General features: G+C 48.8%; 12 protein-coding genes. 8 read left to right on the forward strand and 4 right to left on the reverse strand.

The window, feature by feature from the left end; genetic code table 11:
* Nucleotides 1-44: 44 nt before the first annotated feature.
* A complete protein-coding gene (locus tag ABJO30_13730) occupies nucleotides 45-584 on the reverse strand; it encodes a GNAT family N-acetyltransferase (protein ID MEP3233881.1) in 540 nt (179 codons plus the stop codon).
* Nucleotides 581-2,140, reverse strand: coding sequence for a signal recognition particle protein (ffh, locus tag ABJO30_13735; protein ID MEP3233882.1), 1,560 nt, complete (start codon nucleotides 2,138-2,140; stop codon nucleotides 581-583). Before ffh ends, ABJO30_13730 begins: the two co-directional genes overlap by 4 nt.
* Before the next feature lie 386 nt (nucleotides 2,141-2,526).
* On the opposite strand from ffh, the gene ABJO30_13740 reads away from it, so the two are divergent.
* The 7 genes from ABJO30_13740 to pyc all read left to right on the forward strand — a co-directional run bounded on the left by ABJO30_13740 (nucleotide 2,527) and on the right by pyc (nucleotide 11,712).
* Nucleotides 2,527-3,396, forward strand: a complete 870-nt coding sequence (locus ABJO30_13740; protein ID MEP3233883.1) for a YiiX/YebB-like N1pC/P60 family cysteine hydrolase — start codon at nucleotides 2,527-2,529, stop codon at nucleotides 3,394-3,396.
* A complete protein-coding gene (locus ABJO30_13745) occupies nucleotides 3,383-4,399 on the forward strand; it encodes an alpha/beta hydrolase-fold protein (protein MEP3233884.1) in 1,017 nt (338 codons plus the stop codon). Before ABJO30_13740 ends, ABJO30_13745 begins: the two co-directional genes overlap by 14 nt.
* Before the next feature lie 111 nt (nucleotides 4,400-4,510).
* Nucleotides 4,511-6,310 (forward strand): translation elongation factor 4, encoded by a 1,800-nt coding sequence (gene lepA, locus ABJO30_13750; protein MEP3233885.1) that lies wholly within the window; start codon nucleotides 4,511-4,513, stop codon nucleotides 6,308-6,310.
* Between the two features lie 39 nt (nucleotides 6,311-6,349).
* Nucleotides 6,350-7,138, forward strand: a complete 789-nt coding sequence (gene folP / locus ABJO30_13755) for a dihydropteroate synthase (protein MEP3233886.1) — start codon at nucleotides 6,350-6,352, stop codon at nucleotides 7,136-7,138.
* 49 nt (nucleotides 7,139-7,187) lie between these two features.
* Nucleotides 7,188-7,562 (forward strand): dihydroneopterin aldolase, encoded by a 375-nt coding sequence (folB, locus tag ABJO30_13760; protein ID MEP3233887.1) that lies wholly within the window; start codon nucleotides 7,188-7,190, stop codon nucleotides 7,560-7,562.
* Complete coding sequence (folK, locus tag ABJO30_13765; protein MEP3233888.1) at nucleotides 7,549-8,094, forward strand: 2-amino-4-hydroxy-6-hydroxymethyldihydropteridine diphosphokinase; 546 nt, start codon at nucleotides 7,549-7,551, stop codon at nucleotides 8,092-8,094. Before folB ends, folK begins: the two co-directional genes overlap by 14 nt.
* A gap of 171 nt (nucleotides 8,095-8,265) precedes the next feature.
* On the forward strand, nucleotides 8,266-11,712 hold the full coding sequence (gene pyc, locus ABJO30_13770; protein MEP3233889.1) for a pyruvate carboxylase: 3,447 nt from the start codon (nucleotides 8,266-8,268) through the stop codon (nucleotides 11,710-11,712).
* Between the two features lie 43 nt (nucleotides 11,713-11,755).
* Here pyc and ABJO30_13775 read toward each other — a convergent pair whose 3' ends face one another.
* Nucleotides 11,756-12,166 (reverse strand): MAPEG family protein, encoded by a 411-nt coding sequence (locus ABJO30_13775; protein ID MEP3233890.1) that lies wholly within the window; start codon nucleotides 12,164-12,166, stop codon nucleotides 11,756-11,758.
* A gap of 136 nt (nucleotides 12,167-12,302) precedes the next feature.
* Between ABJO30_13775 and ABJO30_13780 the strand changes: the two genes are divergently transcribed.
* Nucleotides 12,303-12,761: a YaiI/YqxD family protein gene (locus ABJO30_13780; GenBank protein MEP3233891.1), complete on the forward strand. Its 459-nt coding sequence runs from the start codon at nucleotides 12,303-12,305 to the stop codon at nucleotides 12,759-12,761.
* Here the strand turns inward: ABJO30_13780 and ABJO30_13785 are convergent.
* Complete coding sequence (locus ABJO30_13785; GenBank protein MEP3233892.1) at nucleotides 12,758-13,540, reverse strand: 3-hydroxybutyrate dehydrogenase; 783 nt, start codon at nucleotides 13,538-13,540, stop codon at nucleotides 12,758-12,760. The two genes, ABJO30_13780 and ABJO30_13785, sit on opposite strands and share 4 nt — an antisense overlap.
* Between the last annotated feature and the right edge of the window lie 142 nt (nucleotides 13,541-13,682).

Below are 13,682 nucleotides of genomic sequence, written 5' to 3' on the forward strand. Positions count from 1 at the left end.
CCACCACGGGCAAGACGGATTTTAGTAGCCATTGTTTTTTTCCTTTAGTGAAGTTCTTTAAATTCTTGAGGGGGAAGATGACGCCAAATGTCGACTTTGTAGTCGCCAAGAGGCACATCGGTTTGTTCTTTCACCGCACCCATTTTCTGGGAGACAGTTTGAGAGGCGTGGTTGTCGCGGTCGATACAGCTCATTGCTGTTTCCCAACCGAGATTAAAATAGACAAAGCTGAGAGCCGCTTTCAGCGCCTCACTAGCATAGCCTTTACCCTGTGCCGTGCGTGCTAGCGTGTAGCAAATTTCCGGTTCAGGGAATTTTGGGGTCGCCCACGGTCCGCAATAGCCAATGAGAGCATTGGTTGCTTTTTCTTCCAGCGCAAACGGGCCGAAGCCACGCAAGGTCCAGTGGGCAATCATCACGGCCATGTAGCGCCATGCTTGATCTTCATTATGAACGCCGCCAGTAAAACGGGTCATTTCTTCGTCGCTCTCAATCACACACAAAGACGCGTGATCATCCTCGCGGAAGCCGCGCAAGATGAGACGTTCGGTCTCGAGTGTTGGAATGGTTGCGAAGGTTGTCATTTCTTTTTCGGACCCTTCGGCATGCCGGGAAGGCCGCCGCCACCAAGGCCTGGGAGTTTTGGCATGCCACCGGGCATTCCGCCTAAACCGCCCATTCCACCAGGAAGTCCGCCACCCATTTGTTTGGCGATTTTTTCAAGTTCTTTCGGGTCCATCTGTGAGGGGTCCATGCCAGGAGGCATGCCAGGCATTCCGCCACCAGGCATACCGCCGCCCATCATGGAGCCGAGGGCGCCCATGATGCCCTTTTTCTTACCTTTGCCGCCCATGGCTTTCATCATGTCTGCCATTTGGCGGTGCATCTTGAGAAGCTTGTTGATCTCGGAGACTTCCGTGCCAGAGCCTTTCGCGATCCGTTTTTTGCGGTTGGCGTTTAAAAGCTTTGGTGTGGCGCGCTCTTTCTTGGTCATCGACGTAATAATCGCCTGCTGACGTTTGAAGATGCTGTCATCCATGCCTGCGGCATCCATCTGCTTCTTCATTTTGCCAATGCCGGGCATCATCGACATAATGCCGCCCATGCCGCCGAGGTTTTTCATCTGCTCAAGTTGCTCATGCAGGTCGTTGAGGTCGAATAGACCCTTCTGCATTTTCGCAGCCATTTCGGCGGCTTTTTCTTGGTCGATTGCCTCAGATGCTTTTTCAACAAGGCTAACGATATCGCCCATGCCCAAAATGCGGTCGGCAATTCGGTTGGGGTAGAAATCTTCTAGGTCTTCGGCTTTTTCACCAACACCAATAAGCTTGATTGGTTTGCCAGTGACAGCGCGCATAGAAAGCGCTGCACCGCCACGGCCATCACCGTCAACACGGGTAAGGACGATACCTGTAATATCAACGCGCTCGTTAAAGCTCTTGGCAAGGTTGACTGCGTCTTGACCTGTTAGCGAGTCAGCAACCAGCAAAACTTCATGCGGGTTGGTGGCTTTCTTGATGTCGGCCATTTCCTGCATAAGCGGTTCGTCAATTGCGAGACGACCAGCTGTATCGAGGATCACGACATCATAACCACCAAGACGAGCTGCCGTTTGCGCGCGCTCAGCAATTTGCACTGGCATTTGGCCTTCAACGATTGGAAGCGTGTCCACATCGTTTTGCTCACCTAGTACAGCAAGCTGTTTTTGAGCGGCAGGACGGCGCACATCGAGGGAGGCCATCAAAACTTTTTTCTTGTCGCGGTTTTGGAGGCGACGGGCAATTTTGGCAGAGGTCGTTGTTTTACCTGACCCTTGCAAACCAACCATCATAATGGCGACAGGCGGGGTTGAGGCGAGATCAATCGGCTCTGCATCAGAACCGAGCATTGCGACCAATTCGTCATGCACGATCTTGACGACCATTTGGCCCGGTTTGATTGATTTTACAACATCCGCACCAACAGCTTTGCTGCGTACGCGGTCTGTGAAGGAGCGCACAACATCAAGGGCTACATCGGCCTCGATTAGGGCGCGGCGCACTTCACGAAGGGCTTCGTTGACGTCTTTGTCTGAGAGGGCGCCACGTTTTGTTAGGCCGTCAAATATCGAGCCAAGGCGGTCGGACAGACTTTCAAACATCGCGTTCCCTCATCTTCAGGTGGGTAAACCACCAACAAAACAGCCATGTTGGCGTAGACCAACAAAGCAAAGCAAAATTACACCAGAGGGCGCATCGCGCTGTCTGATGTTAACCTCCATGATCGCAACCATGGTCAGCCGGAAATGGGTTTCATTTCCAAGAATTGAGCGAGGTATAGAGGGGAAAGCCCTCTTTTGTCAATGGATCAATGCGGTTGGAATGCCGCAAAACTGCTGATTATACGGACTATGCGCACGCGTTTGTGCTTTCCAAGCAGTTGATCATGTTAATTCTGGAGAATATAGAGGTTTTGGACTACAAAGGTTTATGCAGCCTATTTGTTCTGATTTAGAGTTGGTTTGCTTGGAAAGTGTTGTGAATAACGATGTCTGAGACCGGAAAAGACACAATTTTTGATCGCATTGGTCGCTTTGTCGCCAAGGGTTTGAATATGGAAAAGAGCGGCTATGTGCCGTTTACGCCATCAGACCTTAAAACCATGCGTGCCATTTTGCGGCCAGGGGATATTGTGCTGGTTGAAGGAAACCGCCAAGTTTCATCTGCTATCAAATATTTGACCCAATCAACGTGGTCTCATGCGGCGATGTATGTGGGCGATTCTGTTAGTGTTCCCATTGATCAAGATAATGACCCTGAAGACCGGCCTTGTCTTGTTGAGGTGAACTTGGGTGAGGGCTGCGTCGCAGTGCCGCTTTCTAAGTATGAGACTTATAATACGCGGATTTGTCGGCCTGTCTCATTGAGTGATGAAGATACGGAAAAAGTAATCCATTATGCGATTTCGAGAATTGGCACGCAGTATGACCATTCCAACATTTTTGACATGCTGCGCTATTTCTTTCCGATCCCTTTCCCAGCGCCCATCCGCCGACGGATGATTTCGCTTGGATCAGGTGATCCCAGTCGTGCAATTTGCTCCACGTTGATTGCACAAGCTTTTCAAGAGGTTGGTTATCCGGTTTTGCCAGTCTTTGACGATATTGAAAGCAAAGACTGCGCTAAAGGGCATTGTCAGTCAGAAGTCATGCATATCAGGCATCACTCGCTCTTTGCACCGCGTGATTTTGATTTGTCGCCCTATTTTGAAGTGGTCAAACCAACCTTAGTCAAAGGTTTTGACTATAAAAATATCGTATGGAGCGGCGAAGTTGCCTCCATTGATCCACTTAATAAGCGGCATACTAGAAAAGCTGCAGAAGAAGCAGCAGAAGAAAAGCAAAATGCGGCGCCCTAATTGCTCAAATGTTTCTAAACTTGAAGAATTTGATCTCCCTCTAAAAGCGCTTGAAGGCAATTGGATGGGGGACAATCCGCTTAAAGGTGTGGCCGTATGGTACCCAAAAAGCCATGAAACTGCTGGTTTGCCGCTGCTTGTGTGCCTTGCCTCATATCTCAATAGTGGGCCCTCTTTAACGGGGTGGCGCAATTTTGGTGAGAGTATTCCTGAACGTCTCGATCGCTTGTTTGAAAGTGGCGAGCTTGCGCCTTGTGTGGTGGCTTTCGTTGATAGCTATAATCGGCTTGGTGGCACACAATTTGTGAATTCTGCTGTTATCGGCAATTGGTCTTCTGCATTGGCAGATGATCTTGTGCCCGCCCTTGAAGAAAAATATGGCTGTGGCGGTGAGGGTTGTCGTGGACTGTTTGGTCATTCATCTGGTGGATATGGCGCGCTTTATAATTTGGCGAAACGTCCTGATGTTTGGGCAGCCGCTGGCAGTCATGCTGGCGATTGCGGATTTGATTTCGTTTATCGCGGCGAACTGCCAAAAGCGCTGCGTGTACTCGGTGCTTATGATTTTAACGCGCAAGCGTTTCTGGATGCCTTTTGGCGCCAAGAAAAGCCGAAGGGTGAGCAGATTTCTGCCCTTATGATGCTTGCCATGGCGGCGAGCTATGACCCTGTCGGTGGTGCAGGTGCTCCGCTTGACGTCAGATTGCCTGTGACGCGCGACACCTGCGAATTTATCCAAGAGCATTGGCAAAAGTGGTTGGCGTTTGATCCGCTGACATTTGTTCCCAACACGATGGACGCTTTTAAACAAGCAAAAGCGGTTTATATCGATTGTGGGCGTCAGGATGAATACAATATCCTTTATGGCACACGGCGCGTTGTGCGAATGATGGAAGAGGCTAACGTCAAAGGTCGATTTGAAGAATTTGACGGCGGCCACGGCACCATTGGCCCGCGTTATGAAGTGAGCCTGCCTTGGTTGGTTGATGCTTTGGCCAATTAGAGCGGTTTTTTGGGTCTAATTACCCTGATAAAAAGGCTAACTTACAAGAAGAATTAGCCTTTGCGCTTAAATCTCCTTTCCAGCCGTTGCAACCGATGCTATCTGACCCTCATGACAGACATATCCAAAATCCGAAATTTTTCAATTGTTGCCCATATTGACCATGGGAAATCCACATTGGCTGATCGCTTGATCCAAGTGACAGGCGGTCTAACTCAGCGTGAGATGACCAACCAAGTACTCGACAATATGGACATTGAACGCGAACGCGGCATTACGATTAAGGCGCAGACCGTGCGACTTGAATATCCGCACCGCGATGGTTCTACTTATGTGTTGAACCTAATCGACACGCCGGGCCACGTGGATTTTGCCTATGAGGTGAACCGCTCGCTTGCTGCTTGTGAAGGCTCGCTTTTGGTGGTGGATGCATCCCAAGGTGTGGAAGCGCAGACCCTTGCCAATGTGTATCAGGCAATTGAGGTGGACCATGAGATCGTTTCTGTCCTCAACAAAATTGACTTGCCTGCGGCGGAACCAGACCGGATTAAAGCTCAGATTGAAGATGTGATCGGTCTTGATGCGTCTGAAGCGGTAATGATTTCGGCGAAAACAGGCATTGGTATTGAAGATGTTCTCGATGCCATCGTTGAGCGTTTGCCTGCACCTGAAGGGGACCGCGATGCGCCGCTAAAAGCGATGCTGGTTGATTCATATTATGATGTGTATCTCGGTGTTGTTGTGATTGTCCGCATCATTGATGGCACCATGAAAAAGGGTCAACAAATCAAAATGATGGGCACCGATGCCACCTATGGCATTGAGCGCATGGGTGTCTTCCGGCCTAAAATGGAAGCGATGGAAACGCTTTACCCCGGTGAAATTGGGTTCATTACCGCTTCCATTAAAGAAGTGGCTGATACCCGTGTGGGTGATACGATTTGTGATGCCAAAGGCAGCAATGTGGAACCGCTTGGTGGTTTCCGTGAAGCGCAGCCTGTTGTATTTTGTGGCTTGTTTCCTGTTGATGCCAATGACTTTGAAGAATTGCGCGCGGCAACAGGCAAGCTGCGGTTGAACGATGCGAGTTTCTCATTTGAGATGGAATCGTCTGCCGCTCTCGGCTTCGGTTTCCGTTGTGGCTTCTTGGGGCTGTTGCACTTGGAAATCATTCAAGAGCGGTTAGAGCGCGAGTTCAATCTCGATCTCATCGCGACGGCGCCAAGTGTGGTTTATGAAATGACCATGACGGATGGCTCTGAGATTATGCTGCACAATCCGGCTGATATGCCTGATGTGGTGAAAATTGACGAAGTGCGCGAACCTTGGATTAGAGCGACGATTTTGACGCCCGATGAATATTTGGGCCCAATTCTCAAAATCTGCCAAGAGCGCCGAGGCATCCAAATTGAGCTGACCTATGTCGGCACACGGGCGATGCTCACCTATGATCTACCACTCAATGAAGTGGTGTTTGATTTTTATGATCGCTTGAAGTCGATTTCCAAAGGCTATGCCAGCTTCGATTATAACATCACCGATTACCGCGCTGGTGATTTGGTGAAGATGTCGCTGCTAGTTAATGCCGAGCCTGTTGATGCGCTTTCCATGCTGGTCCACCGTTCACAGGCAGATGCGCGTGGCCGTGTGATGTGTGAGAAGTTGAAAGACTTGATCCCGCGTCATATGTTTAAAATTCCAATTCAAGCAGCCATTGGTGGTAAGGTGATTGCACGCGAAACAATTTCTGCTTTGCGTAAAGATGTGACCGCAAAATGTTACGGTGGTGATGTATCTCGTAAACGCAAACTGCTTGAAAAGCAGAAGGCGGGTAAGAAGAAGATGCGTCAATTTGGTAAGGTGGAAATCCCGCAAGAAGCCTTTATTGCGGCTTTGAAAATGGACGATTAAGCTGCCATTTGGCCCTCGCGTTGAGAAAGACTGTTGTCGATGAAACGCCCTCAGATTATGGGAATTTTGAATGTAACGCCGGATTCTTTTTCCGATGGCGGTGCATTTGATGCCCCTGAACATGCTTTGGAACAAGCCCGCCTAATGGAAGCTGATGGTGCTGATATTCTTGATATCGGTGCTGAATCAACAAGGCCGGGCCATGAGGCTGTAACTGTAGAAGATGAATGCGCGCGGCTTGGCCCCATTTTTGATGCGCTTGATGGTAACATTAGCATTCCGATTTCCATCGATACTTATAAAGCCGAAACAGCCCGATTTGCATTGGCGCGCGGCGCAAAAATCATCAATGACGTTTGGGGTTTGCAGCGTGACGCTGACCTTGCGAACGTTGCTGCTGATCACGATAGCGACGTGGTGATTATGCATAATCGGTTTGATGGTATCGACGGAACGATCGACATTTTGGACGACATGGAGCGCTGGTTCGCGCGCTCGCTAGAGATTGCGCGCAAGGCAGGTATTAAAGAGGGCCGAATTGTGCTCGACCCCGGCATTGGGTTTGGCAAAGACTTTGACCAAAACATCAAAGTGCTTGCCAATCTTGATTGCGTAAAGCGCTATGGCTTTCCGGTTTTGATGGGGCTATCGCGAAAACGGTTCCTTGGGGCGATCCTCAATGCGGAAGTTGATGAGCGCTTGTTTGGTACATTGTCTGCTAATTTGCTGAGCATTTATGAAGGTGTTTCAATCATCAGGGTGCACGATGTTAAACCGCATCGCGAGGCGATTGACGTTTTCATGCAGATTGACGCCGCACGTGGTTAAGTGCATAGCTCGAATAAGATCATATTGAACGGATGATCAGGAGACAGATATGAGCGATAAAATACTCGTTTCTAATTTGCGGTTGCATGCTCACCATGGGGTTTTCCAAGAGGAAAACACGCTTGGGCAAAAGTTCGATATCGATATTGAATGCGAGCTGGATACCCGTTCTTTCGCGGCAGAGGATGATTATTCAACCGCCGTTTGTTATGGCTCACTTACTCAAATTGCAGAAGATGTTTCAAACAGTGGACCGTTTGCGTTGATCGAGAAATTTGGCCATGAGATCGCGATCACCTCTTTGAAACGCTATGAAGACATAACATCAATCAAAGTCACCATCCGCAAGCGTTCGGCGCCTGTGCCCCAAGTGGTTGATTATCTTGGCGTGCAGATTGTTCGGACCCGTGATGACATCGGCTGATAAAATCTGGCAACCTGTCGGCTTTTCGCTTGGCAGTAATCAGGGTGATCGTATTGCGGTTTTAAATGAAGCGCTCGATGCGTTGCATGCGAGCGATGGTTTAAGACTCACTGTCGCTTCCAGCTTTTATGAAACCGCACCTTGGGGCGTTGAAGATCAAGCTTCCTTTCTCAATCTATGCGTAATCGGTGAGACGAACCTGTCGCCACGAGCGCTAATGACAGCGACGCAAGCTATTGAGAATAAGATGGGGCGGGTCAAAACAATCCGCTGGGGCCCAAGGTTGATTGATATTGACATCCTCTATTGCGGTGACCATGAGCTTTCAACGGATGACCTGACAGTGCCGCATAAACACATGCTGGACCGCGTGTTTGTGCTTATGCCGCTCGCTGAAATTGCACCTGATGTTGTCATTAGAGGTACCCGCGTTGAAGATGGCTTAAATCAATTGCAGGTTGATGCTGATGAATGCGCTTTGACGAGCGATGAAAAGTGGACGCCAAATAGTTCTGGCGGCATTTCTAGTTAGGCTGAATTTCCCAACTTCTTTTTGGTTTTTATTATTTTACAGTCCATTTTTATTAATTGCGGGTTTCTGGGTCTTTTCGCAGGTGCACAATTGCGCTATTAGCTTCTTCAAACAATCAAACGCGCCAGATTCAGCGGTTCGCTGAATTCTCCAACCCGGATAGGAGACCCCATGGCTATTAAAAAAATTCTCGTTGCTAACCGTTCAGAAATTGCAATCCGTATATTTCGCGCTGCCAATGAACTTGACCTGAAAACAGTTGCTGTTTTTGCTGAAGAAGACAAATTGGCGCTGCATCGCTTTAAAGCTGATGAAGCCTATCAAATTGGTCGCGGCATGGGGCCGATTGAAGCTTATTTGTCGATTGATGAGATTTTACGTATTGCGAAAATTTCGGGTGCAGATGCGATCCACCCAGGTTATGGCCTTCTTTCAGAAAGCCCAGAATTTGTTGATGCTTGTGAAGAAGCAGGCCTTACCTTTATTGGCCCTAAAGCATCCACGATGCGCTCGCTCGGCAACAAAGTCTCAGCGCGTAACTTAGCGGAAAAAGTGGGTGTGCCTGTTGTTCCTGCGACCCAGCCTTTGCCAGATGATTTTGATGAAATCAAAAAAATGGCGAAAGGCGTTGGTTATCCATTGATGCTGAAAGCCTCTTGGGGCGGCGGTGGCCGCGGTATGCGGGTTATCCGTGCCGAGGAAGAAATTGAACGTGAAGTAACTGAAGCCAAACGCGAAGCACGTGCGGCATTCGGTAAGGACGAAGTTTATCTGGAAAAACTAGTTGAACGCGCCCGCCACGTTGAAGTGCAAATGCTTGGCGATACCCACGGCAATGTTGTGCATTTGTTTGAACGCGATTGTTCTGTTCAGCGCCGCAACCAAAAAGTTGTCGAGCGTGCACCAGCACCTTATGTAACACCAGAAATCCGCAAAGGCTTGACCGACGCGGCTATCGCTTTGGGCGAAGCAACCGATTATATCGGTGCGGGTACTGTTGAATTCTTGATGGATGCTGACACCGATGAATTTTACTTCATTGAGGTTAATCCACGTATTCAGGTTGAGCACACGGTAACGGAAGAAATTACCGGTATCGATATTGTTAAAGCGCAGATCCATATTTTGGATGGCTTTGCAATTGGCGATGAGAAGTCGGGTGTTCCAGCACAGCCTGAGATCACCATGAATGGTCATGCACTTCAGTGTCGGATTACAACTGAAGACCCTGAACAAAATTTCATTCCAGACTATGGCCGCATCACAGCTTATCGTGGCGCGACAGGTTTTGGTATTCGTCTTGATGGCGGCACGGCTTATTCGGGTGCTGTGATTACGCGTTTTTATGATCCGCTTTTGGAGAAGGTCACCGCATGGGCGCCAACCTCTGCTGAGGCGATCAAACGTATGGACCGTGCTTTGCGCGAGTTTCGTATTCGCGGTGTGTCGACCAACTTGACGTTCCTTGAAAACATCATCACCCATGAGAAATTCAAAAACGATACCTACACAACAAAGTTCATCGACAACACGCCAGAGCTTTTCGACAAAGTTCAACGTCGTGACCGTGCAACCAAGTTGTTGCGCTATGTTGCTGATGTGTCTGTTAACGGGCATCCAGATGTTAAAGGTCGCGTAAAGCCACTGGATGGTTTGCGTATTCCTGTGGCACCGATTTATCGCCAGCCAGCACTTGATAGTACGAAGCAGATTTTGGAAAAACGCGGCCCTGAAGGCCTCGCCAAATGGATGCGTGAACAAGATCGTACGCTGATTACAGACACAACCATGCGCGATGCACACCAGTCGTTGCTTGCAACACGTATGCGGACCCACGACATTGTCGCAATTGCTGATGCTTATGCGCGCGCAATGCCGAATTTGTTCTCACTTGAATGTTGGGGTGGAGCAACCTTTGATGTGTCTATGCGCTTCCTTACAGAAGACCCGTGGGAACGCTTGGCGCTGATTCGTGAGCGTGTGCCGAACATTTTGCTACAGTGTCTTGTGCGTGGCTCCAACGGTGTTGGTTATAAAAGCTATCCTGAAAATGCGGTTCAATATTTCATCAAGCAGGCAGCTGATTCTGGCATGGATTTGTTCCGAGTGTTTGATGCGTTGAACTGGGTTGAAAATACGCGTGTTTCAGTCGATGCAATTTTGGAAAGCGGCAAGATTTGTGAGGGCGCTGTTTGTTATACCGGCGATCTCATGTCTAGTCGTTCAGATAAGTACACAATTGATTACTACCAAAAACGCGTCAAAGAATTTGTCGATGCGGGTGTTCATATTATCGGCCTGAAAGACATGGCGGGTTTGATCAAACCGGCTGCCGCGACCACATTGGTCAAAGCAATTCGTGATGTGACAGACTTGCCAATTCACTTCCACACACACGACACATCAGGTATTTCTGCGGCTTCTGTTTTGGCGGCTATTGATGCCGGTGTTGATGCGATTGATGCGGCGATGGATCCGTTTTCTGGCCTGACATCACAGCCAGCGCTGGGTTCTATTTCTGCGGCAATTGAGCATGGTAATCGTGCAACGGGTCTTGATGATAAAGCCATCCGCGAAATCGGGTTTTATTGGGAAACGGTGCGTAAGCAATACGCAGCCTTTGAAAGTGATTTGAAAGGCCCTGCTTCTGAAGTTTACCTGCATGAAATGCCAGGTGGTCAATTTACCAACCTTAAAGAGCAGGCTCGTTCGCTCGGTCTTGAAAGCCGTTGGCATGAAGTGGCGCAGACCTATTCTGATGTGAATGAGATGTTTGGCGACATCATCAAAGTAACGCCATCATCGAAGGTTGTTGGTGACATGGCGCTAATGATGGTGGCTTCTGAACTCACCGTTGAAGATGTGCTTAATCCTGACAAAGAAGTTGCCTTCCCAGAATCTGTCGTTGACATGCTGTCGGGCAATCTTGGTCAGCCTGAAGGTGGATGGCCTGAGGCCGTGCAGAAGAAAGCGCTTAAAGGTGCTGAGCCGATTACCGAAGTGCCGGGTAAATTGTTGGCACCAGCAGACCTTGATGCGGAACGTGCGGAAGCAGAAAAAGAGATCGGTCGTAAAATTACCGATCAAGAACTTGCTTCCTATTTGATGTACCCGAAAGTCTTCGTCGAATTTGCCAAAGCGCAAGAGCTTTACGGGCCAACATCTGTGCTTCCGACTTTGACCTATTTTTACGGTATGAAAGAACAGGACGAAATTTCGTTTGACCTTGAAAAAGGTAAAACACTTGTCGTGCGATGCAGAACCTTCTCTGAGACAGATGAGACGGGCGAGCAGAAAGTGTTCTTCGAACTCAACGGTCAACCAAGAACGAGCAAGGTGCCAGATCGGGCCCATGGAGCCGCTGGTTCAACAGCACGACCAAAGGCTGAAGATGGCAATGCCGATCACGTTGCTGCTCCAATGCCAGGCGTTATTTCAACCTTGGCTGTGAAGTCAGGCCAGAAGATCACTTCAGGTGATGTTCTGCTATCCATTGAAGCGATGAAAATGGAAACAGCTATCCATGCTGAGCGCGATGGTGTGATTTCTGAATTGCTTGTAAAAGCTGGCGATCAGATCGACGCTAAAGACTTGCTCGTGGTTTATGAAGGCGAATAATTCGCCTTCGTTTCACGGGTAAAAGCTTAACTGGTTGGCGGATTTAGTATCCGCCTGCCATGATGACCGCTGAGTGCATAAGCAAGCCAATTGCCAAAATGGATGTTGAAGATAGCGTTAGCACCATGCCTGCGATGCGTGGCTTCATATTTCTAGATGGATTTAAAAACCAATAGGCATGTGACATGCGGCCTATGGTGAAAGCTAAACCAAGAATATGCAGAGCAATTGGCGGCGCTGAAAGTAAAGCTGCGACCCCCAATAGCAGGAAGAACAAGGGCATGTATTCTGAGGCGTTTCCCTGCCCGCGCATACGCAGGGCGAGTGTTTTGTTATCGCCATCACCAATTGAAATCTGTTCTCCTCGTCTCACACCAATTACTTTGATGCATAGCCACATAAATAAAAGTGCGTTGATTGATAGATAAAACCCGACGATTGCAAATTTAGCCATTTTTGTTTCCAGAAAATTGAGATTACGAAGCTTAGCAAGCTGGAATTGCAAGGCAAGTGTATTCATGTGATAGAAAACTTGATCAGCGATCTATCGTTATTTTGGTTAGGTCGGAATTGATGGAATTTGGAACGGTATGAGCGATAACTCAACAATCTATGTGGATGCGGATGCTTGTCCGGTTAAAGACGAGGTTTTAAAGGTCGCAATCCGCCATGAGATGCCGATCTACTATGTCGCCAATGCCTTCATGCGCCTGCCTGAAGACCGACTGGTCAATCGCGTGGTTGTGCCAGATGGGCCAGATGTTGCCGATGATTGGATTGCAGAACGGGCGGCTAAAGGCGATGTAGTCATCACCCAAGACATTCCGCTTGCAGGGCGATGTTTGGAGAAAGGCGCGATTGTGATTGGTAATACGGGGCGTGAATTTGATGATGCCAATATTGGCCAAGCACTGGCCTCACGCGCGATCAATCAACATTTGCGAGAAATGGGCGAGATGGGCGGCGGGGCAAAACCGTTCGCCCCACGTGATCGTTCAGCATTTTTGCAAGCGCTCGAAAGCGCTTGCAGACGGGCAAGGAGCGCTTAAAGCGCTGTCCAGCCACCATCAACGGAGATGGTTGTGCCTGTGATTTGTTTGGCATGCTCTGACGCCAAGAAGAGGGCAGTGCCACCGAGTTGCTCGGTTGTTGCCATTTCGCGTGATGGTTGGCGAAGCAGCATGACATTTTTCAACACGTCTTCGCGTGACATGTTGTGAGCTTTCATTTGCTCTGGAATTTGGCTTTCAACCAATGGCGTCATCACATAACCAGGGCAAATTGCATTGCAGGTAATGTCTTCTTCCGCCGTCTCCAATGCTGTCACTTTGGAAAGGCCAACCACACCGTGTTTGGCAGCAACATAAGCAGATTTATAAGGCGATGCTGTTAAGCCGTGAGCGGATGCAATGTTGATCACACGGCCCCAACCTTTTTCGCGCATGATTGGCAAAGCAGCTGCCGTTGTGTGAAATGCTGATGACATGTTGATTGCGATAATCGCATCCCATTTTGAAGCGGGGAATTCGTCAATCGGCGCCACAAATTGGATGCCAGCATTGTTGACCAAGATATCAACAGAACCCAGTTGCTCTTTTGCCTGCGTCACAAGGGCTGTGCATTCGTCCGCTTTTGACATGTCGGCTTTGATGTAAATGACTTTAGCACCAGTTTCGTCACTGAGCTTTTTAGCCAACGCATGATCTTCTGCATTATCGGTGTATGAATTTAGGGCAACGCTATAACCAGCTTTTGCAAATTCCTCGGCGATGCCAAGGCCAATACCTGAACTTGATCCTGTAACGACGGCGCATTTTGGTGATGACATGGTGGTTCCTTTGTGTCTGATTTTTTGCAATGCAGCATAATTGACTGTGTGTTTCAAGCACCTCACGTTTTATCACATTCATTTGCCTAGCCATTTGTTGACTTATTGCGAGACTGTGTTGACCAAATTGAGCCTATTGCGA

It is taken from the genome of Hyphomicrobiales bacterium, from assembly GCA_039973685.1.
In the GTDB taxonomy this organism is placed as follows: Bacteria; Pseudomonadota; Alphaproteobacteria; order Rhizobiales; family JACESI01; genus JACESI01.

What these genes read in the sequence shown, in the direction of transcription:
- ABJO30_13730 (MEP3233881.1), bottom strand. Translation starts at nt 584, where the DNA reads ATGACAACCTTCGCAACCATTCCAACACTCGAGACCGAACGTCTCATC.
- ffh (MEP3233882.1), bottom strand. Translation starts at nt 2,140, where the DNA reads ATGTTTGAAAGTCTGTCCGACCGCCTTGGCTCGATATTTGACGGCCTA.
- ABJO30_13740 (MEP3233883.1), top strand. Translation starts at nt 2,527, where the DNA reads ATGTCTGAGACCGGAAAAGACACAATTTTTGATCGCATTGGTCGCTTT.
- ABJO30_13745 (MEP3233884.1), top strand. Translation starts at nt 3,383, where the DNA reads ATGCGGCGCCCTAATTGCTCAAATGTTTCTAAACTTGAAGAATTTGAT.
- lepA (MEP3233885.1), top strand. Translation starts at nt 4,511, where the DNA reads ATGACAGACATATCCAAAATCCGAAATTTTTCAATTGTTGCCCATATT.
- folP (MEP3233886.1), top strand. Translation starts at nt 6,350, where the DNA reads ATGAAACGCCCTCAGATTATGGGAATTTTGAATGTAACGCCGGATTCT.
- folB (MEP3233887.1), top strand. Translation starts at nt 7,188, where the DNA reads ATGAGCGATAAAATACTCGTTTCTAATTTGCGGTTGCATGCTCACCAT.
- folK (MEP3233888.1), top strand. Translation starts at nt 7,549, where the DNA reads ATGACATCGGCTGATAAAATCTGGCAACCTGTCGGCTTTTCGCTTGGC.
- pyc (MEP3233889.1), top strand. Translation starts at nt 8,266, where the DNA reads ATGGCTATTAAAAAAATTCTCGTTGCTAACCGTTCAGAAATTGCAATC.
- ABJO30_13775 (MEP3233890.1), bottom strand. Translation starts at nt 12,166, where the DNA reads ATGGCTAAATTTGCAATCGTCGGGTTTTATCTATCAATCAACGCACTT.
- ABJO30_13780 (MEP3233891.1), top strand. Translation starts at nt 12,303, where the DNA reads ATGAGCGATAACTCAACAATCTATGTGGATGCGGATGCTTGTCCGGTT.
- ABJO30_13785 (MEP3233892.1), bottom strand. Translation starts at nt 13,540, where the DNA reads ATGTCATCACCAAAATGCGCCGTCGTTACAGGATCAAGTTCAGGTATT.